At 65.2% G+C, this 22,378-nt stretch carries 22 protein-coding genes and 2 pseudogenes; 9 read left to right on the forward strand and 15 right to left on the reverse strand.

The features are described from left to right. On the reverse strand, positions 1-679 hold a 679-nt coding region (locus N7L95_RS27005), incomplete at its 3' end, for a LysR family transcriptional regulator (RefSeq protein ID WP_301260741.1). Positions 680-827: 148 nt separating this feature from the next. On the opposite strand from N7L95_RS27005, the gene N7L95_RS27010 reads away from it, so the two are divergent. Next, complete coding sequence (locus N7L95_RS27010) at positions 828-1,595, forward strand: SDR family oxidoreductase (protein ID WP_301260742.1); 768 nt, start codon at positions 828-830, stop codon at positions 1,593-1,595. Between the two features lie 144 nt (positions 1,596-1,739). Continuing rightward, entirely contained in the window at positions 1,740-2,435 is a 696-nt protein-coding gene (locus N7L95_RS27015) for a type 1 glutamine amidotransferase domain-containing protein (protein WP_301260743.1), read from the forward strand. 83 nt (positions 2,436-2,518) lie between these two features. Here the strand turns inward: N7L95_RS27015 and N7L95_RS27020 are convergent, their stop codons facing one another. From N7L95_RS27020 to N7L95_RS27045, 6 genes are all read right to left on the reverse strand, one after another. Next, positions 2,519-3,058, reverse strand: coding sequence for a hypothetical protein (locus tag N7L95_RS27020; RefSeq protein WP_301260744.1), 540 nt, complete (start codon positions 3,056-3,058; stop codon positions 2,519-2,521). A gap of 123 nt (positions 3,059-3,181) precedes the next feature. Beyond that, entirely contained in the window at positions 3,182-3,385 is a 204-nt protein-coding gene (locus N7L95_RS27025; protein ID WP_301260745.1) for a hypothetical protein, read from the reverse strand. 23 nt (positions 3,386-3,408) lie between these two features. Further along, the gene (locus N7L95_RS27030) at positions 3,409-4,728 is read right to left on the reverse strand and encodes a sensor histidine kinase (protein WP_301260746.1); all 1,320 of its coding nucleotides are present in this window, start codon (positions 4,726-4,728) and stop codon (positions 3,409-3,411) included. A gap of 16 nt (positions 4,729-4,744) precedes the next feature. Further along, entirely contained in the window at positions 4,745-5,434 is a 690-nt protein-coding gene (locus tag N7L95_RS27035; protein WP_301260747.1) for a response regulator transcription factor, read from the reverse strand. A 615-nt stretch (positions 5,435-6,049) separates the two neighbouring features. After that, positions 6,050-6,757, reverse strand: a complete 708-nt coding sequence (locus N7L95_RS27040) for an enoyl-CoA hydratase/isomerase family protein (protein WP_301260748.1) — start codon at positions 6,755-6,757, stop codon at positions 6,050-6,052. A gap of 417 nt (positions 6,758-7,174) precedes the next feature. Continuing rightward, positions 7,175-7,963 (reverse strand): MipA/OmpV family protein, encoded by a 789-nt coding sequence (locus tag N7L95_RS27045; RefSeq protein WP_301260749.1) that lies wholly within the window; start codon positions 7,961-7,963, stop codon positions 7,175-7,177. A 712-nt stretch (positions 7,964-8,675) separates the two neighbouring features. Here N7L95_RS27045 and N7L95_RS29665 point away from each other — a divergent pair. Together N7L95_RS29665 and N7L95_RS27055 are read left to right on the forward strand one after the other, a co-directional pair. Beyond that, positions 8,676-9,011, forward strand: a complete 336-nt coding sequence (locus N7L95_RS29665) for an IS66 family transposase (protein WP_363324891.1) — start codon at positions 8,676-8,678, stop codon at positions 9,009-9,011. Positions 9,012-9,167: 156 nt separating this feature from the next. Continuing rightward, positions 9,168-9,905: a hypothetical protein gene (locus N7L95_RS27055; RefSeq protein WP_301260751.1), complete on the forward strand. Its 738-nt coding sequence runs from the start codon at positions 9,168-9,170 to the stop codon at positions 9,903-9,905. 518 nt (positions 9,906-10,423) lie between these two features. On the opposite strand, the gene N7L95_RS27060 is transcribed toward N7L95_RS27055, so the two are convergent. Together N7L95_RS27060 and N7L95_RS27065 are read right to left on the reverse strand one after the other, a co-directional pair. Further along, entirely contained in the window at positions 10,424-11,032 is a 609-nt protein-coding gene (locus N7L95_RS27060) for an NAD(P)H-dependent oxidoreductase (RefSeq protein ID WP_301260752.1), read from the reverse strand. Between the two features lie 715 nt (positions 11,033-11,747). Then, positions 11,748-12,617, reverse strand: a complete 870-nt coding sequence (locus N7L95_RS27065; protein WP_301260753.1) for an aldo/keto reductase family oxidoreductase — start codon at positions 12,615-12,617, stop codon at positions 11,748-11,750. Positions 12,618-12,721: 104 nt separating this feature from the next. Here N7L95_RS27065 and N7L95_RS27070 point away from each other — a divergent pair, with 104 nt between their 5' ends. After that, complete coding sequence (locus tag N7L95_RS27070; protein WP_301260754.1) at positions 12,722-13,636, forward strand: LysR family transcriptional regulator; 915 nt, start codon at positions 12,722-12,724, stop codon at positions 13,634-13,636. A gap of 99 nt (positions 13,637-13,735) precedes the next feature. Here the strand turns inward: N7L95_RS27070 and N7L95_RS27075 are convergent, their stop codons facing one another. Further along, positions 13,736-15,130, reverse strand: coding sequence for an RtcB family protein (locus tag N7L95_RS27075; protein ID WP_301260755.1), 1,395 nt, complete (start codon positions 15,128-15,130; stop codon positions 13,736-13,738). A gap of 232 nt (positions 15,131-15,362) precedes the next feature. On the opposite strand from N7L95_RS27075, the pseudogene N7L95_RS27080 reads away from it, so the two are divergent. After that, positions 15,363-15,537: pseudogene (locus N7L95_RS27080) on the forward strand (integrase core domain-containing protein); the annotation flags it as partial. Positions 15,538-15,669: 132 nt separating this feature from the next. Here the strand turns inward: N7L95_RS27080 and N7L95_RS27085 are convergent. Continuing rightward, positions 15,670-16,239 (reverse strand): hypothetical protein, encoded by a 570-nt coding sequence (locus tag N7L95_RS27085; protein WP_301260756.1) that lies wholly within the window; start codon positions 16,237-16,239, stop codon positions 15,670-15,672. A 33-nt stretch (positions 16,240-16,272) separates the two neighbouring features. Then, on the reverse strand, positions 16,273-16,413 hold the full coding sequence (locus tag N7L95_RS27090) for a hypothetical protein (protein ID WP_301260757.1): 141 nt from the start codon (positions 16,411-16,413) through the stop codon (positions 16,273-16,275). A gap of 799 nt (positions 16,414-17,212) precedes the next feature. Here N7L95_RS27090 and N7L95_RS27095 point away from each other — a divergent pair. After that, positions 17,213-17,418 (forward strand): annotated as a pseudogene (locus N7L95_RS27095) (transposase domain-containing protein); the annotation flags it as partial. 154 nt (positions 17,419-17,572) lie between these two features. Here N7L95_RS27095 and N7L95_RS27100 read toward each other — a convergent pair. Continuing rightward, the gene (locus N7L95_RS27100) at positions 17,573-18,085 is read right to left on the reverse strand and encodes a hypothetical protein (RefSeq protein WP_301260758.1); all 513 of its coding nucleotides are present in this window, start codon (positions 18,083-18,085) and stop codon (positions 17,573-17,575) included. A gap of 429 nt (positions 18,086-18,514) precedes the next feature. On the opposite strand from N7L95_RS27100, the gene N7L95_RS27105 reads away from it, so the two are divergent. Next, positions 18,515-18,772, forward strand: coding sequence for a hypothetical protein (locus N7L95_RS27105; RefSeq protein ID WP_301260759.1), 258 nt, complete (start codon positions 18,515-18,517; stop codon positions 18,770-18,772). A gap of 771 nt (positions 18,773-19,543) precedes the next feature. On the opposite strand, the gene N7L95_RS27110 is transcribed toward N7L95_RS27105, so the two are convergent. Then, positions 19,544-20,005: an Ivy family c-type lysozyme inhibitor gene (locus N7L95_RS27110; protein WP_301260760.1), complete on the reverse strand. Its 462-nt coding sequence runs from the start codon at positions 20,003-20,005 to the stop codon at positions 19,544-19,546. A 5-nt stretch (positions 20,006-20,010) separates the two neighbouring features. Further along, positions 20,011-20,418, reverse strand: coding sequence for a transglycosylase SLT domain-containing protein (locus N7L95_RS27115; RefSeq protein ID WP_301260761.1), 408 nt, complete (start codon positions 20,416-20,418; stop codon positions 20,011-20,013). Between the two features lie 610 nt (positions 20,419-21,028). On the opposite strand from N7L95_RS27115, the gene N7L95_RS27120 reads away from it, so the two are divergent. Then, complete coding sequence (locus N7L95_RS27120; protein WP_301260762.1) at positions 21,029-22,228, forward strand: DUF4382 domain-containing protein; 1,200 nt, start codon at positions 21,029-21,031, stop codon at positions 22,226-22,228. The last annotated feature ends 150 nt before the right edge of the window (positions 22,229-22,378 follow it).

The following is a 22,378-nucleotide window of genomic DNA, read 5'->3' on the forward strand; positions in this document are numbered from 1 at the left end:
CCTCTGGATCGCTGCAGCGCAGGAATGGCGACATGGGCTGGAAAACGATCTCGCCCTTGACGTTGAACTCCCAGGGAAGCGGCCGTCCCGTTCCCGGCTGGCGGTATCCGGTGCATCGATGGCCTTGCAGCTCGGCCAAGCGCCGAGGCACGCCGTGGGCAGCCAGGTAAGCCGGCGACGCGCAAACGATCTGCTGGATCGCGAACAGGCGCCGCGCGATCACCTGTGAGCTGGGGGCATTGCCGGCTTGGAAGCCCACGTCGATCCGTTCGGCGACGCTGTCGGTCACCCGGTCTTCGAGCACCAGGTCGAACGCCACCGCAGGATAGGTGGCGGCAAAGTCCCTCACCAGCGGCATGAGGACCTTGCGCCCGGCGGAGCTTCCGGCGCTGATCCGAACCAGGCCCTCATCGTCGCGTACCGCGTTGCGCGCCCGGTTGATCGCCGCGGTCATCTCCTCCAGGTTCGCGCGGACCTCGCCGAACAGGCGTTCGCCCTCGTGCGTCAGCGAACTCTTTCGCGTCGTGCGGTGGAAGAGCCGCACACCCAGGTGCTCTTCCAGCTGCCGTATGGACTTGCTGACAGCCTGAGGCGTCGTACCTTGCGCCACGGCAGCCTTGTTGAAACTGCCGTACTCAGCCGCCCGAACAAAGGTGGTGATCGCCCGCAACTCGTCCATCTGCGCCTCCCGCACACATCCTACCGCAGCAGGGAATTAACAACTGCCGGTTGCCAGTGACACCACTCCCTCCCACCTACCGGGGCAGAGGTGCGGCTTCTAGAGTTCATCTCATCGACCTTCCTGCCACTCGACCAAGGATCAACAGATGAGCTCCTCGAACACCCTTTCCGGGCGCGTCGCCGTCATTACCGGCGCCTCCAGCGGCATGGGCCGCGCAACCGCACTGCTGTTGGCATCTCACGGCGCGCAGGTGGCTCTGCTGGCGCGTCGGGAGTCCGCACTGCGCGAGCTCGCCGCCGACATCCGGCATGCCGGCGGCACCGCGCTTGCCATCGTCACCGACGTCACGAACGCGGACGCCCTCGATGCAGCGGCCAGCGCAGTCGCCCGGGAATTCGGTGGGGCGGACCTTCTCTTCAACAACGCCGGCGTCATGCTGCCCGGCGCGATCGAGACGCAGCCGTTCAGTGAATGGCAGCAGCAAATCGACCTGAACATCACGGCGGCGATGCGCGTCATCCAGGCGTTCCTGCCGCAACTCGAAGCGGCGGCACGGCAGGGCAGGGTGGTCGACCTGATCAATACCTCGTCGATCGCCGGCCAGTATGTCTACAGCTACTTCGCCGTGTACTCGGCGACCAAGGCCTACGTCAGCCACCTGACGCGCCAGCTGCGCATGGAGCTCGGCCCGAGGGACATCCGCGTGTCCATGCTCGAGCCGGGCATCACGGACACCGAGCTGCAAGGGCACTTCACGTTCCAGGGCGCGACGGACTGGATCGCGAACGCACGCAAGAGCATTGAGTTCCTGAAGCCGGACGACATCGCCCGTGTCGTCGCGTTCCTGGCCGCGCAGCCCCGGCACGTGAACTTGCAGCAAGTGGCGATCATGCCGACCCGGGAAGGCGTGTGATCGACAGTGCTTCATCTCGTACTTTGCCAGCCTGGGCAGTGCCGCCGTGGTGCAGGTGCGGCGCCTCGACACGAGCGGCGCGCAACCCCGGCCAGAACGGGCCCCGTCCTTCCGACACGCGGCAACCCACAAGGAGAATCCACCATGTCTCACATCCTGATCGTTCTTTCCGCCGCCGATCACTGGACCCGCGCCGACGGCTCCATCTCCGAGAGCGGCGTCTGGGCCGAGGAGTTGGCCGAGATCGACAAGGCACTGCTGAGCGCCGGCTTCCATGTCGACTTCGCGAGCCCCGCAGGTGTCCGTCCCACCGTCGACAAGCGCAGCCTGGACCCCAAGACCGTGGGTGAGGAGGTGGCGGCGTCGATCCGCGCCTACCTGGACAGTAATTCGGGGCGGCTGGACAAGCCGCGGGTGCTGGCCGACATCGACGTCGGCGCCTACGACGCCATCGTGGTTCCCGGCGGCCATGGTCCCGTCGAAGACCTGTACCGGGACACCGACATGGGCCGCGTGCTGCTGGATGCCGACCGGCGTGGCAAGGTCATCGCGGCGGTCTGCCACGGCCCGGCGGCGCTGCTGGCAGCTCGCGACCCGAGCGGCGGCTGGCCGTTCGCCGGGCGTCGAATGACGGCGTTCAGCGCCGAGGAGGAAATCGAGTTCGGCACCGCGCACAACGCCCCGTGGCTGCTGGCCGGCACGCTGCGTCGTCTGGGTGCGAGGTATGAGCAGGGTCCCCACTGGGAGCCGTTCGTGGTCGTCGACGGGCACCTCATCACCGGGCAGAACCCGGCGTCGTCGGCAGCGCTGGCCGAGGCCGTGATCGCAGCGCTTCGGTGATGCACAGCGAGGAGGGCTGGTGCGAAAAATAGCCCCCCTGCTGCGGGTCTTGGCAACTGCCCCCTTTCAGCGGCCCTTCCATTTCAGTCCGTGTCGCGAAAGAGTCTGGCGAGCCAATGCCGACGCGAACGCTGGGCCTTGGGCTTCCAGTGGTTCGTGCGGCTCTCATAGGCTGCGTAGCCAGTGCCGTCCTCCACCCCCAGGACGGTATGTCCGAAACATTCGACCACAGCGATGAGAGCTCCCGTTCCGCCATACGGGTAGCCATGGGGATTGAAGGCAACAAGGTGCCGGGCCTCTTCTTCAACAACTCCCAGCAGCTCATAGTCCCCGTCCCAGAACGCTTGGATCATCGAGTCCAACGTCCACTGCGGCATGGGCATCTGCGGGGAGTGGCGAAAAGCTACAGGGGTCGAGAACCACTCGTCCGCCCACTCCTTCATCTCCTCCGGGGTTGGATTCCAGAAGTAGGAGCGCTCAACGTCCGAGAGGTACTTCGCAAGGGCCGGCTCGTCGGCCGCCTCCTCGCTCTGCTTGGCAGCCCTGATGAGTTCGAGGAAGTCTGCCAGACGCCTCAGCGACAACTCGTCCTTCGGCTCAAATTCTACGAAGCAGTGATCCATCTGCGGAGTATCGCGCTCCGCGTCCCGTGCTGCCCGCTCCCACTGCAGTGCAGCCGCCGCTTCAGGCGCGAAGCCGCCGTTCGCCGCGACGCATTCGGCTGCGGCCCACGGTCAAGGAGGGGGTCATACATCCATCTCCAGAGGGAGGAGGCCGGCGCCCACCAGCGCCTTGAGGAACAGGTCGTTGTCCCGGCTGCTCGCGACACGAAGCTCGCGTCCTTCCAGGTCAATTTGCACGACAGCATGCGCGTCCACCAGATAGACGGTTTCCGCCGCGCGGCCCGCCGCCTTCGGCGTCGTCATGGTGGTGATCACAAACTCCAGCATCTACAGCTCCTCGACGTCCTTGCTCATCTCGACTGCCCGGGGCCAGGCGGGGATGGGCGCAGGCACAGCCGCATCCGCAAGCCCGGCTCGCCGCGCTCGGCCAACAAGGTTGCACCATGCGCCCGCGCGATCTCCTGGCAGATCGAAAGGCCCAGGCCGGCGCCTTCACCGCGCCGGGTGGGCCCACGCCAGAAGCGATCGAAGATGCGCGGCAAGTCCGCGTGCGCAACGCCGACACCTTCGTCGCTGACGCACAGCTCATGGGCCCTCACCTGCACCCGCACCACGCTGTCTCGCGGTGCATGCTGGATGGCGTTCTCAACCAGGTTCTTGACGAGCGTGAACAGGGCACCGCGATCGGCTTGCCAGGGAGGCAGGCCCGGGTCGGTCTGCAACACCAGGCGCACCCCGGACGCGTCTGCGAGCCGTCCCAGGTAGCTGGCCACATCGTGCAGCAGCGCCTCCGGTTGCACGTTCGCGAAACGGTAGTTCTGCGGCTCGCTGGCCTCGGCCAGGTGCAGCAGTTGCTGCACCTGGCGCGCCATGCCCTCCACATCGCGCAGCAAGGGAGCGCAAGCCTTCAACGCGGGCAGGGCATCGATCTGTGCCCGAATCAACGAGAGCGGCGTCTTCAATTCATGCGCCGCGGAGGCCAGGAACTCCTGCTGCAGCTTGAACCCGCGTTCCAGACGCTCCAGCGCATGGTTGAAGCTGTGGACCAGCGGTCGGATCTCCTGCGGGACACGGGTTTCGTCCAGGCGGGCGCTCAGCTCGCGGGGAGTGATACGCGCCACCTGCGCCGATGCATCCCGCAAGGGCCGGAGCAGCTTCGCCACCGTGATGCTGCTGAAGAGGGACAGCACCACGAGGAGCACGCCTCCGCCGATCAGCGCCCCCGAGCCGACCAGCGGCAGCCAGACATCGTTGCGCAAACGGTCGTTGAGCCGCTGGCTCGCCGCGAACTGGACGAACCACTGTCGCCCGCCATGCTCGACGGCAACGGTGCGGCCGCGCATGGCCACGCCATCGAGCGTGGTGAGGAAATAGCCCTCGGTCGCCGGCGATCCCAAGGCCCGACGGTCGAGCCCCGGCGCGAGCACCGTGTGTCCTCGATCGTCCAGGACCCGATAGGTCACCTCCGATCCCATCTGGCGATACATCCAGGAGAACTGCTCGGAATGAGCCATGTCCACGGGCTGCCCTTGGCCGTCGAAGCGCAGCGATGCTACAAGGTCGGCCATGGCGACGCTGCTGTTGGACATCAAAGGCTGTCCGAGCACGCCTCTCACGAACAGCGCGACGAGTGCCAGGCTGAGCACACTGCCCGCCAGGTGCGCCAGCACGACCCGAAACAAGAGGCTATCGACCCATCTCGGTCTGGCGAAGCGCATACCCTTTTCCCCTCACGTTGACGATCTCCAGCGTGGAACCGATGGCGGCAAGCTTGCGACGCAGCCGGTGCATCGCCACGTCGAAGGCGCTCGGCGTGACGGCCTCCGCAAAGCCCCAGGCAGCGGCCTCCAAGGCGGCGCGCCGCACCGTCTCGCCGCCGCGCCTGACGAGCAGCAGCAGGACCTGCAACTCGGCGGCTGCGAGCAGGATGCTTTCGCTGCCACACACAATTTCCCCCGCGTCGACCCTCAGGCTCACATCGCCAAAGCTCGGGGATAGGGGCTGCCACGCAGTGGCGGGCCGACGCAGGAGGGCTCGCACACGGGCCACCAGTTCGTCCATCGCAAACGGCTTGGCGAGGTAGTCATCCGCGCCGGATTCCAGGCCATCGACCCGGTCGTGCAGCGCGTCCCGTGCTGTCAGCATGAGGCATGGCAGGCGCTCGCCCCGGGCGCGAAGTTCGCGCAGCAGCGACAGGCCGTCGCCATCGGGCAGCCCGCGGTCCAGGACCAGCGCGGCATACTCGTGCTGCTGCAAGGCCGCTCGCGCCAGGGCCATCCGTTCAAGCGTGTCTACTGCGACGCCGGCGGCGCTCAGCGAAGCGGCCACGAGCGCGGCCAGCCGAGCATGGTCCTCCACCAACAGAACCCGACTCACGACGGCAGGGCCGGGCCGCGCCTGCGTCCGCCTCGCATCAAAGGTCGATGGCCACACCTGCCCCTGCCGATCCGACAAGGCGCCGGCCGACCACCCGGCCCATCGCTGGCACCTGGCAGCCCATCAAGCGGTGAGCGCCTGCTGTCGAGAGGCGTGCCTGCGGTCCATCGCGGCTGCTCTTGTGAGGTGCACGAAAAGCTGAGCATCAGAACTTTGCTCGGAGTGGTGTAGAGGTTTTTGGCGTGCCTGGACGAGTCTGCCGGCAACCGTGTGCCGGCGCAAGGCGCCCGTGGCACGCAGGTGAAAAGCCGCGCCCTCTGGCGACGATGCGGCGACCAACGGCGCCTGGGTGTTCAGAAGCCCTTCCTGCCCGAGGTGTCCCGCAACAATGCTGGGTCTGGCACGAGAGATTGCTGGCGACGTTAGCGAGCATTTGATGCGCCATGTGAAAGCCGAAATCCTCGGCCACCGCCTTCTTCCAGTGGCGAGACAGTATGTTGTGCGTCGCCCAGCGGGTATACCGCGGGCTCTTTCATGATAAGAGCGGCTAACAAAACTCTTCTGGCGTCGTTGCGCCGCCTTGCCGTACCGGTCGTACTGTCTGCGGCGGCGCGCCTAGCCAGAACCGCTGCGCTGAGTTTTGTTAGCCGCTCTAAATCGCGCCAGGTCCCACGCTCGCTCGAGCAGCGGCCCACGTGGCAGTACATCGTTGATCAATCCCCATTCGAGAGCCTTGCTGGCAGGAATGGGTTTGGCAGCGTAGATGTAGTAGGCGGCCCGTTTTGCGCCCAGCAAGGCCTGAAGCGCCATCCCCTGACCGTCGCCCGGAGGCGAGCCGAGCCAGAAGTGCGGGTCCATGAAGTCGGCATTAGGCGCAGACAGGGTGATGTCGCACATCACCGCAAACTCCGTGTGCATGCCGGGGCCGTTCACGGCGGATATGGTGGGAATGTCGATGTTGTTCACAAAGCTCTCGATGAGCTTCCAGCCGTGGATCATCCGTTGGAAGATGTGGTCCGGGTGGAGCTCTGCGGCGGGTTTCGGATTCATCGTTTCGGCATTGCCGGTGAACCATTTGTCGCCGGTGCCGGTGATGATCAGCACCTGGTTGTCCGGGTCGTTCCCGACGTCCTGCCAAACACGCGTCCATGCGTTATGCGCCGCGGCCGAGTGTACGTAAGGTCCGTCGTTCGTGTGCAATCGGAGTTCGACGATCCCGCCGTCGCGCCTCATCCTGAAGAAGTCAGCGTATCGCGCGGCGTATTCCTTGAAGGGGGTGGGAGAGAGGTAGCCCTCCCATTCTTTTGCTGGATTGAAAGACACTTTCAACTCCTTGATCGTTGACCACGGAACACATCCTTCTGCGCAGGCCCGCAGAAGGGGGCGAGGAGCGATGGCGGCGGTGCTCGGCGAGGGGAGTCGACCGGAATCACAGTGCCACCGCAGCGATGGCAGCTGCTTCAGCGCCGGTGACTCCGAATGCCGCTGCACCGTCGACCGAGCCCGTGCTGGCAGACCCGGGCAGCGCCGCCCGAGCCGTAGCGCCGCTGTGCGTCTGGCGAGCGTCAGGCCTGGACGCCTGACTCACCAATGGAATCAGCGACCAGCTCGGGAGGCTTCTCAAGAGAGCCCGGTGAAGGTGTTGGTCGTTTTGTTCACGCCATCGCTCCTGCTGTACCGAGCCGGACCTTCGTCGATGAATCGCTTCGAGAAGCGGTTCTTGGACTCCATTGCGACGGGTCAAAATGCGTAAGTGAGGCCGAGGAGCCCTGTGGCATTCGATTTGCGTTCGACAATGGGGCTGTCGGCCGCGTCGCCTAGAAGTCGGCCGAAGGCCAGTCCTCCCGCTGCTGCCCAGTGTTCACTGAGCTGGTAGCTCGCCGAGACGCCGAACGTCACCTCCTTGACTCCCGCCTTCATGCGGTACCGGGGCAGGCCAGAACGGCTGGCGCGCTGCGCGTCGATTCCGAAATAGCTGTTCAAGTGCTTGGCGTTGCCTCCACTGATCGCCAGGCTGGGGATCAGGGTCAGCTTGTCAGTGGCCTTCCATGGGTAGGCCACTTTGGCGTCGAGCTGCAGGCCTCGCTGCTTCTCGTTCAAGGCCTGCGTGGCCGAGAACGTGGCCACCGCGCCGGAGATGTGGGTCGAGACGAACACCCGTCCACCCATGGCGTCCTTGACTTCGCCCACACCACTCGGCGCGTCTTCCGCTTCGTAGCCTTTCATCCAGTTGACGCTTGCGCCAAGAGTGAAATATCGGTGCTCGTAGATGTTCACGCCGAGCCCGGCATCGGTTTTGGCAAAGAAGCGCCCTTTCTTCACATCTATCAGCGGCGCGAGCCTTGTGTTTCGCTCGGCGGAACCTTTGTATCCCGGGACGCTCGCTGCGCCCAAGCCGACGATCGTATGGTCCGGTTCCGCGGCGAAGGCAGCGGTGCCCGACCCAAGTAGCACAACGAGCAGCGCGGAGACCATGCGGTGCGGTGTTGCACGGGGAATCGAGGCGCAAATCTGGATGGATTTCGTCATGAAGTTTCGACCCTGTTGTGATGGACAGGACCGATAGTCCGGGAGCTGGACTTACCGAACACTTACTGCCTTCCCGCTGAAGACAAAAGGCAGGCGTTCGGGAAAGGATGCTGCCGACAGCGGAGTCACGTGTCGACTTGGAGTGGACACGTGAACACTGAACCGGAAGACAAGGGCCCGGGACGCGGACGTCGACGCCGACATGGCGCGGAGTTTGAGGCGGATGCCGTCGTGGCCTGCGGGCATCTCGGAGTATCGATCTCCGCAGTGGCCCAGTCGCATGGGCTGAACGCCAACTCGGTGCGACACCGGGTCGAGTGGAGGGAACGAGGACCGGGCCTGCCGAGCGGCTTGCCTGTCGCCGCCAGTGCGAACGACGTCGTGGCGTTTGTGCCGCTGGAGATCGAGCAGTCGAGCGGCATCACGACATCGCGATCGACCTGCATCGAGGCCCCCTCTTGTGATGCCGGACTGGCCGGTCGGCGGCGCGAGCGGGTGCTCGGCTCGATTGCACGAGTTGCTGCGGCGGTCCGGCTCGAGGCCATCCGGCTGTCGGTGCAGCTGGTCGACATGCGCGCGGATTGCGACACGGCGCAGTCGGCACGGCAGCGGATCCGCCAGGACTTGGCTCGGCCGCTAGTCGAGTCCTTGCACGCTTGGCGGGTGCTGCATCGGCAGAAGGTGCGCGACGGCTCGGCGAGCGCCACGGGCATTGACGACTGCCTCGGGCCCTGGACGGCAACTCCTGCGCTACCTCGACGACGCCACGCTGCCGGCGGACAACAGCTGGGCCGAGAACCCCATACGCCCCATCGCGCCAGGGCGCACCCCCTGGCTCCTGCCCGGCAGGCTACGCGCGGGCCCGCGAGCGGCGGCCATCAAGAGCTGGATCCAATCGGCCAAGATCAGTGACGTCGAGTCCTGGCGCGGCCCGCGCGACATGATGGAGGTACGAACTGGCCCAAGGGTAGGGAAGGACGCAGCCGGATTCATCTCGCGACGCATTAGGAGAAGGGAAGCGGCAACTCCAACCGGACTTGCGCGTTGAGGAAGAGCGAAGAAGGACGGCCGATTCTTCGTATTTCGGGGCCTCGATTCGGGCTCCGACACCCGGACTTTCCCTCGGATCCACATCATTGGAAACCTCAACCGGTGCTCGTCTCCATGCCGGCACCATCCCCCCTGGTCCAACGCAATTGATCCTATGAAAGTCACTTCCTCCCCCAACGAGGCCAGCTTTCTCCGTTCCGGCAGCGCGGCCACCACGTCGAACAGCTCGGCCAGTACCCAGGCGCGCCAGCCCGCGCATAACGAAGGGCCACTCAGCCAGTTGAAGAATCGCAACTCCCCAGGGCGCGACAATGGCTCTCCCGTGCGCGCAGCGTTGCCCGATTCGGCCCCGGCCTTCGGCGCTCGCGGGCACCATCACACGAGCCGGCATCATGGCTCTTCCCACTCGCACCGTTCGCAGCAGCCGGCACCCCCGCAGACGACGCCGTTTCACGCCGGCACCCAAAACGACTGTAGCCTGCACACGATCGCGGCAATGACCGGCTGGTCGGAGCAGCAGGTTGTGCAATCGCTGGGGCTGACTCAACAGCAGGTGCAGCACATCAGCGCGTACGGTATGCAGCCTCACGAATTCACCGCCGCGCTGAACCATCTGAACGGGCCCAATAACGGCACCGTGCACCACCGCCAAGGCTCACCCCGATCCTTTGCCGCCAGCCTGCCGCAGCTTCAGGACGGCGGGCAATTCGCACTGGGCATTGAGCGCAATGCTGGCATCGGTCACCTGGTGTCGGCCCAACGCATGGGCAATCAGTTGGTGGTGACCGACCGCCAATCGGGACAAAGGCATGTGTTCAATACCGAGCAGGATCTGCAGAACTACCTGGCACAAAGCGGTGTAGCGCGCGTCCACACCTGGTACAACCAGTAAGCCATGACGCCGATCGGCGTTCGCCGGAGGAATGGGCAACGGGCGCGAGTTTGAAGAGGAACACCTCCACGCAGGTAAGGTGTCGAGATGGACGTGCCAGAGACGTATCGGCAAACGAGCCCGGCGAGCGCCTGACGGCCGCGGTTGAACATGCCGACCCGGGGCCGCGGAGCGGCCCGAGGTCGTCTTTTCCCGTCACCTGTAGGAGGACAGAGGCCTCCGCACGAGGCCGCATTCTGGACTGCTCCAGACTCAGGTGTCGACGTCGCGGGGGAGCTTGCGCTCCCTACCATCGGGCGCCACAGGCACCCCACACGCCGGCAATGCCCACCGGAACCCGTCGTCACGACGGATGCCAACGAACAGCCTCGCCGGCTTCATGGGACGACTCGAAGATCGCCTCGGCCCGCACGATGCACCGCTTGCCGTACTCCCACGCCGCCTCAAGCACCTTTGGGAATCTACGGGCTGAGCGCCACCTCCCTCGGCCCTGGGAGACGACCACCCCTGGCCGGTGCTCAGGCGCTTGCCGCTGCTGCCTCCCTGGCGAACGCCTGGGTGCCGAGGATCCGTGCAGTGGCGATGTGGCCCGCCGCAGATTGCGTACTCGCCCCGAGCAGGAACTCCGAGGTGACGACCCGGGCGCCGCAGAAGTCGAAGATCCCGTGGTCGATCTGCGTGCGCAGGGCCTGGTCGTAGCCGTGCCGCGCATAGGTGCCGCTCTCGGCGCCGCCGATGCCGATGAGGTGGACAGCAAGGCGGGCGAGCCGCTTCTTGAGCGTGCCGTCCGGCGCCTCGTCGTAGGCCCATCCATTGGAGAACACACGATCAATCCACCCCTTGAGTTGGCCGGGAAACGACCACCAGTAGATGGGGTACACCAGCACGAGCGCGTCGGCCCGGTCGATGCGTTCCTGCTCGCGCACGACGTCGGAAGGCAGCGGATTCTGAAGGAGGTAGGCGGCACGGTCGGCCTGGTTGAACGCCGGCTGGAAGCCTTCTGCGGCGAGGTCGGCAATCTCGGCGGTGTGGCCACCGGAGGTCGCGACACCTTCGGCGAACGAACGCGCGATGGTGTGTGTGAGAGAGCCGGGATGGGGATGGCTGACGACGATGAGGGCATGCATGGCGTTCCTTTCCGGTGTCGTGGCAAACTACCATTGGTAGGCTACCGTTGGTAGGTTTGACGTGTCAAGCAAGCAGATGAAGCCGCCTGGGCAAGCCCGTCGAAGAAGCGCCATTCCGAGGAGGATCGCAACCGCCAGCTCTGGGACATTGCGTGGTGCATCGTCCGAAGCGAGGGCACCGATGCGCTCGCGCTCGGCTACCTGGCGGAGCGCTGAGGCGGGACCAGACCGGTCGTGTACGACCATTTCGGCACGCGACCGGCCTGCTCGGGGTCTTCTACGTTGAATACGACAGTCCGCAGCACGCACTCATGGACGCGGCGTTGCGGACGTCCAGAAAATCGCTCCCGGCAATTGCCAAAGTGATTGCCACTGCGATGTCCACTGCGTCACGGAGGTCGGCGGCGAATTCCGGCGTCAGCGCCGCGTTGGCTGGGTCGCCTGAACTCCACGCCTTGAAGAAGAAGCACGAGGCGGCGTTCCTGGCGAAGTGCCAGGCGGCACTGCAGCCGTTGGCAAAACGGCCCGTCGGGCTGCAGCGATGCGCGCGGTGTTGGGTACGGTGGAAGCGGTGTCATTCGCCGCGGCTGCGGGCGAGCTCGAACTGGTCGATGCTGTGCACGAGATCTATGACGCCCTAGTGCGGACCGCACCCAGGACGTGAAGCCGCTGCGCCTCTGCGCAGCCCACGGAGGCAGCCATCTCACGCCGGCATCTACTGCCCTGCCAGCGCGTCGAGCCTTTCAAGCTCTGACGGCGCCAGGTCCAGCGACGCGCTTGCGAGGTTCTCCTGCAGATGGGCGGGGGACGACGTGCCGGGGATCAGGAGGATGTTCTCCTTGCGCTGGAGCAGCCATGCCAGGGCGACCTGCTTCGGCGTCGCGGCCACGTGCTTCGCGACTTCGTCCAGCACCGTGGATTGCAACGGGGTGAAGCCGCCCAGCGGAAAGAACGGCACGTAGGCAATGCCGTCGCGCGCCAGCTCATCGATCAGGGCATCGTCGGTGCGGTGCACCAGGTTGTAGTGGTTCTGCACGCAGGCAATGGGCACCATGCGCCGGGCCTGTTTGACCTGGTCTGCTGTTGCCTTGGAAAGCCCGAGGTGCCGGATCAGCCCTTGCTGTTGCAGGTTCGCGAGCGCGGTGAGCGGCTCCTCGATAGACCCTTCGGCCGGTCCGTGGACATCAAACATCAGGCGCAGGTTGACCACGTCGAGCACATCGAGCTTCAGGTGGCGCAGGTTGTCGAACACGGCGGATCGCAGCTGTGCCGCCGAGAGGGCCGGCAGCCATGCGCCGGCGCTGTCCCGCATTGCCCCGACCTTGGTGACGATCGTCAGCGAGTCTCGGTACGGGTGCAGCGCCTCGCTCACGATCTGGTTGGTGACGTGCGGGCCGTAGAAGTCGCTGGTGTCGATGTGGTCCACGCCGGCCTCGACGGCGGCACGCAACACGGCGACGGCCTGGGCACGGTCCCTGGGGGGACCGAAGACGCCGGGCCCGGCAAGCTGCATCGTCCCGTAGCCCATGCGGTGGACCCGCCGGTCCCCCAGAGTGTAGGTGTGGGCGTTATGCGTTGCTGTCATCTTGAACTCCTTGATATCGGGTGCAGTGAAGTGACTCTAGGCCTCGGGGCTTTGGCCCACAATCCAGCACAATCCGCACGGCCTGTGCGGAGGAACGAACAGTCATGGCACCTCTTGAAGATCTCGCCGCGTTGGTAGCCGTCGCCCGGCACGGCGGGTTCCGTATCGCCACGCGCGCGACCGGCACCAGCGCCTCGGGGCTGTCGGAGGCCATCCGGCGGCTCGAAGCGCGGCTGGGCGTCCGCCTGCTGCATCGCACGACCCGCAGCGTGACACCCACCGAGGCCGGTGGCCGCCTGCTGGCCCGGCTGCGCCCCGCGCTCGAGGAACTCGACCAGGCGCTGGACGTCGTGAACGACCTGAAGAACAAGCCGGCAGGGCGCCTGCGCCTGAACGTGCCAATCAGCGCTTCGCGGCTCGTGCTGCCGCGGATCGTTCCGGCCTTCCTGGCCGCCTATCCTGAAGTTGAGTTGGACGTGGTGGCCGAGGACCGTTTCGTCGACGTGCTGGCAGAAGGGTTCGATGCGGGGATCCGCTATGGCGAACGGCTCGAGAAGGACATGGTGGCCATCCCCATCGGCCCGCGGACGCAGCGATTCGCCGTCGGCGCATCGAGCGCATATCTCGAAGAGCATGGGCGGCCACGCCACCCGCGTGACTTGCTGCGGCACGCATGCATCCGGGGCCGCTTCTCGAGTGGCGCATCACCGGCCTGGGAGTTCGCGCGCGGCGGTCAAACTATCGAGCTGGATGTGAAGGGGCCGCTGGTCGTCGGGCTTGGCGGCACGGCGGACCTCGCGGTTGACGCAGCGATCGCCGGTGCCGGCGTGGTCTACTTGTTCGAGGAATGGCTGGCGCCGCACTTCGCGCGCGGCGAACTCGAACCGGTGCTCGCCGCATGGTGGCCGAGCTTCAGCGGCCCGTTCCTCTACTACGCCGGAAGGCGACAGCTGCCGGCGCCCCTGCGGGCCTTCGTGGACTTCGTCAAAGCGTTCGGCAATGGCCAGCCCCCCGGATGACGCAGGGCGCTTCACCGCCAAGCCCTTTCGGTCCAGGTGCAGGGGTTGGCTGCCCCATGGCGTGCACTGACATGGATGGTGAGCGCGGGCAGCCTCCGGTCAGGCCTTGAAGGTCACCCAGGGCCGCAGGCGCGCAATGGGACTGATCAATCCGGCTTCTTCCTGCGATTCGATCACCGGACCGATTGGCTTGTAGGCTTCTGGCGCTTCCTCGATGCGCCGCTCTTCCCTGAGGGTGATGCACTCCCACCCGGTCTCCCGGGGGGCGCCTGAGGCTCTCGCGCGGACCTCCTGCCGGCGGAGGCGCCGTCCGGCGCCGTGGCTGCAGGACCGGAGCCAGCGGGGATGGCCGAGCCCGCGGACAACGTACGAGTGGTCCCCCATCGAGCCGGGGATCAGGGCGATGTCGCCCTCGCGGGCGGGCGTGGCCCCTTTGCGGTGGATGTTCATGCCGCCTTCGTGCAGCACCACGTTGTGGGGCACGTCGACGACCAGGCGCGAGTGGTCCAGCCCACAGACCTCCGCGAGCACGCCGCGCGCCAGTTCCGCCAGGACGACCCGGTTGAGCCAGGCATAGCGGGCGGCGACACCCATCGCCTCCAGGTACTCGTCCGCCAGCGGCCCGGTGAGCGCGTAGAGCTTGCTCTCCGGGTGGCGGACGCCGCGCGGCCAGGCGTCCCGTGCCCGGTCCATCCAGCGCGCGCCGACGTGGAAGCCCAGATCGCGAGAGCCACTGTGGATCATCACGACGACGTCACCGACCTTGAGCCCGGTTTCGTAGGCGGCGTGCCGGTCGAAAAGGGCGTCGACGACCTGCAGTTCGACAAAGTGGTTGCCCGACCCCGGCGTGCCGAGACAAGGATCGCGAAAGGTCTCGCGTCCGCGGACAAACGCATCGGGCGCATGGCGTGAGTGCGCACGGAACTCTCCGAGGCCGATGGAACGGTCGATCTCGTGCACCAGCCGATCCCGGTGCACCTGCGCCCACAGCCCTTCGGGCTTCACCGCCTCCGCGAAGGCCGCAGGTCCTGCATCGAACAGCGCCTTGAAGGCTGACGTGCTGACCGGCACGTCGCGCCGGTTCTCCAGCAGGACCGCTTTCAAGCCGTTCAACAACCGCGTTCTGTGCACAGCGACGCTTGCCAGCGACAGCCCGGTGGACAGCAGCCGCATGCCGCAGTTGATGTCGGTGCCGATCGCGGCGGGGATGACGGCGTCGCCCTCCGTCGCCACGATGGAGCCTACCGGGGCAATCGCTCCCGGGTGGAAGTCGGGCGTGGCGCATGCGTTGCAGACCACTGCCTGGCCGTCTGGCGAGCGCACCGATGCGAACGCGAGCAGCTGCTTCACCGCCTTCTCTTCCAAGAGCAGCGAGGCAGGCAGGAGGATGGAGGCGTTGGCCGCGTCGTTGTGGACGTGGTAGACGCCGTCTTCATAGCGAAGACGGATGTGCGAGCGCGCAAAGGCGCGCTGGAGTCGATCGAGATGGGACACGATGCTGCGCTTTCGGCGGGCGGTACCCGCTGACCCGGCAAGGCGCCGGGCGAAAAGGTGCGTTCCAGCCTGGGGCCGGAGCGACGGACCTCTTCTCGCAGCAGCAGTCGACAAGAGAGGCGCGCAGTGTAGCGGCTGAAGCCGCGACTGACAAGCGGCCGCGGATTCGGGCCCCCAACCCGCCTTGAGCACCGGTCCTGGCCGGGTCCCGGCCAAGACCGTCAAGTCCGGCAAGGGCAGCGAGTTCATCTCGGAGGTGATGGACAGATGGGCCTACGCGCGGGGTGGAGTTGGGCTTCAGCCGGCCAGGCCGGCCCACGGACAACGCTGGCGTGGAGAGCTTCAACGGCCGACTGCGTCAGGAATGCCTGAACGCGAATGGGTTCTTGTCACTGGACGACGCAAAGATCGCCCCTTCCCGTACTCGCCATTGGTGAAGTACTTGGCGTCCTCACATGCGAAGGACCCGAAGAACGCGTCCGCCAGTTTGACAGCCTCCTCAGGCGGCACCAGGGGACTTGCGTACGCCATGTCCTTGATTAGAGCCGTGACAGGACGGACTTTGCTTCTTCCCGTGATACCTCAAAGTAGATGTCGGGGGAATCGAAAAGGTCGAACAGCCGGGCGGCCTCGCAAGGCGTGGCGACTGACGCGTCTTCGATGCGGACGATCAAGTCGTCTCCCCGTGGGTCGGCGATTCGTTCGCAGATGCTCGGAAGGGAGGTGTACTCCGATGGTGCGGTGATGAGGGATACCTGCCATGAGGAGGGATGCGAGCGTAGAAAGCCGCGAAGCGCATCCGCGCCCGCGCCATCAAACACAACGCCTGCATGGTGTCCGCAAGGAATGCATTCAATGCTTCGACGGGAGAACTCGATCTCCTCGAGCCTGAGCGCAACACTCGGTCCTTGCTCGCGGTCACGGACGGCAACCTGCCCGCCAGGTCCAAGGGTTGCCCGTTCCGCATACATGTCGATGAACGTCGTTCCCTTGGGGATGTCTTTTCGAGACGAGTTCGTGACGACGAGCCTCCCATCGGGAAGAGCGCGCTGAACGAGGATTGTGAAAAGCGGGGTCTGGCTCCCAGCCGACTCCGGTGTGTCAGGCATGCGTGCCAGACAAAAACTGAAGGTCTTTGGGTTTCATCCTGACAGGATGCCGTCGCGCGGAGGCCGGCTCAGTCCACTGATGCGGAAGTAGTTCCGCGACGCATCGCGCCCGTTGTGTGGGCAGGCGGGCGAGACGTCCTTGAGGTACGCATATCGGTCATGTCTGTTGAACATGGCCGGCTGCTGCAGGCCCATGGTCGCGCAGCACCTTGCCCTGCCATAAGCGGGCCCGCGCATAGCCGGCTCTTGCGGCCGGTCGCCCGGGGCGGATCTGCTGTTCATCGTGGCTGTCCATCGGCAGTGTCCGGTCGCTCAGGTGGCGCGTGAGCGCGGCCCAGCGGTTGAGGCCTTAGAGCGGCTAACAAAACTCTTCTGGCGTCGTTGCGCCGCCTTGCCGTACCGGTCGTACTGTCTGCGGCGGCGCGCCTAGCCAGAACCGCTGCGCTGAGTTTTGTTAGCCGCTCTTAGTCGAGCGCCTTGGCCGTTGCGGTGCCGATCGTGATCTTGGTGTACTGAGCGATGAGCCACTCGTGCTGCGCCTTGGCGGTCGGCGCTGCGCCTCGACTGGCCAGCGCCTAGCACAGGCAATATCCTCCAATGAGGCGTCGCTGAGTGGGCGGTCTGGTGCCGTCCGCCAGTGCGACTCCACAGCGATGAGACGATGATGGCGATCTCTGACGAGCAGGCCATAGCGCTTGCTACAACCTACGTCGCTTCGAAACGCCGCGACTGTGAGCGTGGACCATTCACTTCGGTGCGACACCGAGAGGCGAAGCTCGCATCTGAGAAGTGAGGAACCTACTACGTAGAGTTCGCCTACGTCGGGCCACCAGTCAAAGTGAAGACCTCCCCACCTCGCGACCATCCAACTGTGGTGCTCGTGGATGACGAAAGCGGAGCCTGTCGCTTCATGATGTGGATGTAGACGGTCGTCGAGAACGCGCCGTCACCGTGGTCAATATGAATTCAATGGCCGCTTACCACCGGACGCAGGAACGGGCTGTTCGCTGGCACTTTGCTGGCCGGGAATGGGCCGCTGTCAACATGAGCCTCCTCCAGACAGCGAAGCTCAATGGCCACGACGCTTTCGTCTACCTCAATGGCGTCCTGAAGCGATTGCCAACGCAGCGGGCGCGCGACATTGCGGAACTCCTGCTGCATCGCTGGGACGCGGCTTAGAGCGGCTAACAAAACTCTTCTGGCGTCGTTGCGCCGCCTTGCCGTACCGGTCGTACTGTCTGCGGCGGCGCGCCTAGCCAGAACCGCTGCGCTGAGTTTTGTTAGCCGCTCTTAGTCACGACAAGGCGCAACTGCAGTGACGAAGGCATCTCGGTCATGTCTGGCTTCGGAAGATCGTCCAGTCGTGGACGCAGTAGCCACCGACCGGTGTAGTGGCATGCTGTGACGCGTCGGCCTCCACAGCGACTATCGCGATGCCTGGAACGTATTCGCCCTTGCCATCGAGGCGGTAATACATCTCATCTCCGCCGTCGAAGTCGAGCTCCATAGTCTGTGACAGTAGCGACAGCATGTCACCGACCCGCACTCCTTCGAAGGCGCCCAGATAGCCCTCGAAGACGTATATGCACCCGAGCACCCCACCGGGAGAGAACACCAGCCGGACGATGTCTGAACCAAAGAATATGGAGGTTTCTCCCGGTTCACCGAAGTTCCGAAGAATGAGAGCTCCCTTGTTCTCTGCCAGCGCGGCCAGAAGGTGGAACCCCGGTACGTAGTCCGTCTTGCTGGCCCCGTGCAACAAGGACTCAACGCTTGACAGCGATTGCCCAATCTCGAATCCCGCTGCAGACGTTCCTGGTACAAGTGAAGCGTGGAGATCAAGCATATGCAGGTGTCAGGCTGTTTGACAGCGAACATTGTGCGACCTCTAGCGACCCACGGCAGTAGACATCAACATGACTTCTCCGAGCGCTTACGTTACCTTGAAAAATCACTCATTGAATTTTCCTCAAAGCACTTCCGCTGGCAGCCGCAGATCCTTGGGAAGAGGATGGGCACGGTCATAGCTGCAGGACGTGGCCTTCATGCTCGACGAGGTCACTGCTCAGATGAGGGCGCCGATGGCGGCTGATGTGTTTACCGAAAAAATATGAGCTAGAGTGAACCAGAATTGGCATGTCGACGCCATCCCCGAGGGGAGCCAGGCGGTTCTTTGGTTTGGAAACCCGTTTCGAAAATGGAAGTTGGTGGTGATCTGAGTCCCGAGCAAGAACGTGCATTCAGTGTGGCACTTCGAATGTGGTCCGAAGGGCTGATGCATCGTGACGATTTTTCGCTGTTCGTGGAAGAATTTTCGGTAGAAAGTCGAGATCCGCAAATCGTCCGTGCAGTGCCGCAAGAGATTAGGGATGTGATTCTCGAGGACGCTGCTAGAGCACTGGCTGGCCAAGCCCAGGTGCTGATCCTCCGCGATAGCGGGGAAAAAATCGACATTAGTGCAATGAGGCTCCAACTCGCGAAGATTTTGCTGGAGGCCGGTCTGCTAGATGCATCGCACTTGCCGTCCGCATGAGGGCCTGAGCCGAGACCGCTGCATAACTTCCCCAATGCGCGGCAGGCAGCGATGGGTTGCAATGCCAAAATCGCCACTCGCAGCCGACCGCCATAGCCGGTTGGTCGATTGGCTGGACGCATTCGAAGGCGTGGCAGTTGAACCGCCCCGGCCTCCATGTTTTCAGAGCGACTCACAAGACGAGATGAAGGCGCGCCTGCCGATGACGCGCCAGGCCAGAGCCCGCGGAGCAGAGGGGCGCGGGAGGCGATGCCTCGAAGCAGAGGCTCAGGGCCAAGGAGCTAGGCCAGCCGTGAGTGCGCTTGGCCGCCATCGGGGCTGTCCAGACTAACGCCTGCTTTTTACGTCCGTGGCGGGCAGTGTTATCGCGGCGATGTAGGTGCTGCCGGCACTGAGGCGGTGGTCGCCCTTATCGGCATGCAGCTCGTGAAGCTCGACCGAGCGAGTGCGTGAACGACCTTGCCGCCGGGCACCCCGCGTTATCTCGCCGACGGGGCCGCTCACCCCGCCGCGTCATGCCGGATGGACGCCGGGGACAGGCAAGTCCGCGGTATGTTTTTGTAGTGCGTGACAAGCCGCCTGCTGCGGGCTGCGGCGCCGTCGTATACGGGCGCCGCAGGGCCGCGGGCGCCCGCCGCACTCAAGCTGACCCGGGTGAGATCCAGCCGAGTCGCGCCAGCGTGGCGCTCATCTGCTCGTTGTGGTCTTGGCTTGTGACACGCACACGGCGGGCCGTGGCCGTTCTCGATGAGACGGTTTTGTTGGCAGCTCTTAATCGCCGTGCCGGCTGAGGAATTCCTTGCGGATGTCCTCGGGCAGCACGGAGTAGTCGTCCGCCGAGCCGTACCAGCGGGTGCTGGCCCGTCCGTCTTCGCGCGAGAAAAAGCCGGCCCACAGCTTCTGCGTCTTCAGGTCGATGACGATCAGCGCCATGTCGGCTGCGCAGTTGTTCGGGCGGCATTTGTTGACCAGCAGGTAGTCGCCGCTCTTCTTGACGGGAGCTTCGACGTCCAGCTTCGCCAGCGTCCCGGCCTCTGCGCGGGGCAGCAGCTTCTTGAGGGCCGCGCGCAGTGCGGGCTGGTCAAGGAGCCCCGCCTTGGTGGCACCGACCTGGTCCGACGGGTACTTTCCGTCCCAGTCGGTCAAGTGGCTCCAGGCGTCGGCAGCCCTTGCGCTGCCGCAAGCCAGGACGGTGACGAGCAAAAGCGCCTTGAGGAAACCAGACGACATCATCGACCTCATTTGTGGATCTTGTGGAAAGCCTGCATCGGGTGTTCCTTGTCCTGGATCAGGCAGGCCTCGCAAACCTTGATGGACTTGGAGTATCCCGGGCCGGTGCCGTAGCTCGTGTCAATGCCCGCGAGCTTGGTCTTGGCGATGTCGAGGTAATAGGTTCCGCACTGGATATTCTTGACCGGATCGGTCATTTCCGAGTGCTCGAAGTGCACGCCCTTGGGGGTGCAGCGGTTCACCATCTCGACCGCACCCTTGGTCAGCTGCATCAGGCCGGTGGCGGAAGACTTGGCGTTCTTCGCGGCAGGCTCGAAACCGGTTTCCTTCCAGATGAGGCAGGTCACGAATTCGTTGGAGAACAAGGTCGACCGGTTGTTCTCGGCGACCAGCTTGGCAATTTCCTCATAGGTCATGATGTGGCGTTCCCTCTTGGTTCTTTGCACCGACGAATGACGATCGGCGGCCTGGCGGCTCTCTGCGGAAGACGGCGGTCGCAGCTTCGGCCAAGGCGCTTGCCTGCCGGCGGACGGAGCGACGATCGCCACCCGCTACGGTAGCAGTCAGAAATGGTGCTCACCATCCCTAACTCTTCGCAGCGGCACCCACTGGCCATGGCGGCCGAACCCGCGCGGCGAGTCGAACTCGCACGGTGTGAAGTCCACATCCCCGGCTCACCGACCCGCCCTGGAGCGACGGGATGGCACGGCATCACTGCCGCCGTGATCGGCCGCGACGTTTCCGGGCGTTGCGTCGGGGCCGGCTGACGGTCGCACCGAACTGCCGGTGCCGCCCTCCGAGCATCGCGGGGCCGGTGGGGGGCTGGCGCTTTCTCCAGGACTAGCGGTTGGCCGCTTTGCGCGACGCTCCGGCCGTGTGTCGCCTGGCCATCAGCCCGTTGGCGCTGGACGAACGGCCACCCATCGGGGCCGATGCGCCGTTCGTGAAAAACGTCATGGGCGTTCACCTGATAAAATGGAAATATCTCCCACGTCGCAGTGGGCGACCGCATTTGAAGGTATCGACATGACGCAATTTGCAAAGACTCGTTGGGTGGCCGTGACGGCTGCGGCCTTGGCTGTGGCGGCCTGTGGCGGAGGTGGTGGTGGCAGTAGTGACGCCGCCAGCGGCAGCGAAGGAAGCCTGCGCCTGGCACTCACCGACGCACCCGCCTGCGGCTACGACGAGGTGAACGTGACGGTCGTGCGGGTGCAGGTGAACAAGAGCGGTACCGCCGACGCCGGCGACGGCGGCTGGGAGACGATCGAACTCGCCCAACCCAAGCGGGTGAACCTGCTGGAGCTGACCAACGGTGTCCTGGAAGAACTGGGCAGCACCCGGCTGCCCGCCGGTGCCTACCAGCAACTCCGCCTGGTGCTGGCCTCGAACGACAGCACCAATCCGATGGCCAATTCCGTCGTGCCGACCGGCGGCGCCGAAGTCGCGCTGGACACGCCGAGCGCGCAGCAAAGCGGCTTGAAGATGAATGTCAACATCCAGGTTGCAGCCAACCAGACTGCCGACCTGGTGCTCGATTTCGACGCCTGCAAATCGGTGGTGCCGCGTGGCATGTCGGGCCGCTACAACCTCAAGCCGGTGATCTCGGTGCTGCCGCGGGTGGCTGTGGCCGGTCTCGCGGTCGAGGGCTACCTGGCGGGCGCGCCTTTGGCTGGCGCGGCGGTGTCCTTGCAACAGGCCGGCACGGTGGCCCGCGCCACCGTGGCGGACAGCAATGGCCGTTTCGTGTTGTCGCCGGTTCCGGCCGGCACCTATGACCTGGTCATCACCGCCGAAGGGCGCGTGACTGCCGTCATGACCGGTGTGCCGGTGACGGCCACCGGCCTGACCGCCATCAACACCAGCAGCGCGCCGATCACGCTCGCCAGCAGCGACATGCGCGCGATCTCCGGCACGGTGGCCACTACCGGTTCCAGCGTGGTGCCAGACGCCACTGTCCGCGCGCTGCAGAACGTCGGCACGGCCACGGTCGAGCTGTTCGGCAAGCCGGTGGATGCGGATGCCGGCAGCTACAGCTTCCAGGTGCCGGTGCAGGCGCCGGTGGTGGCGGCCTACAGCCCGTCCGCGACGACCTACACCTTCTCGCGGGTGAGCGCCGCGGCTGCGAAGTACAGCGTGCAGGCGCTGGTGGCCGGCAAGCCGGCACAGGCTGCCGACATCGATGTCTCGGCCAGCGACGCGACGGCCGACTTCAACTTCGCGCCCTGAGGCAGCCCGAAGGCGCCCGCCCTGGCTGGCGCCTTCGATGGCGGGCCTGGACCAGGTGCGGGCCGAGTGGTCCCAGCCGGATACCGCGGCGCGCCATGCGCCGCATGCAGCCGGGGGCGGGCGCGCCTGCGCACTTGCACGCCCCTGGCC

The sequence above is a fragment of the Eleftheria terrae genome (assembly GCF_030419005.1).
GTDB lineage: Bacteria > Pseudomonadota > Gammaproteobacteria > Burkholderiales > Burkholderiaceae_C > Caldimonas > Caldimonas terrae.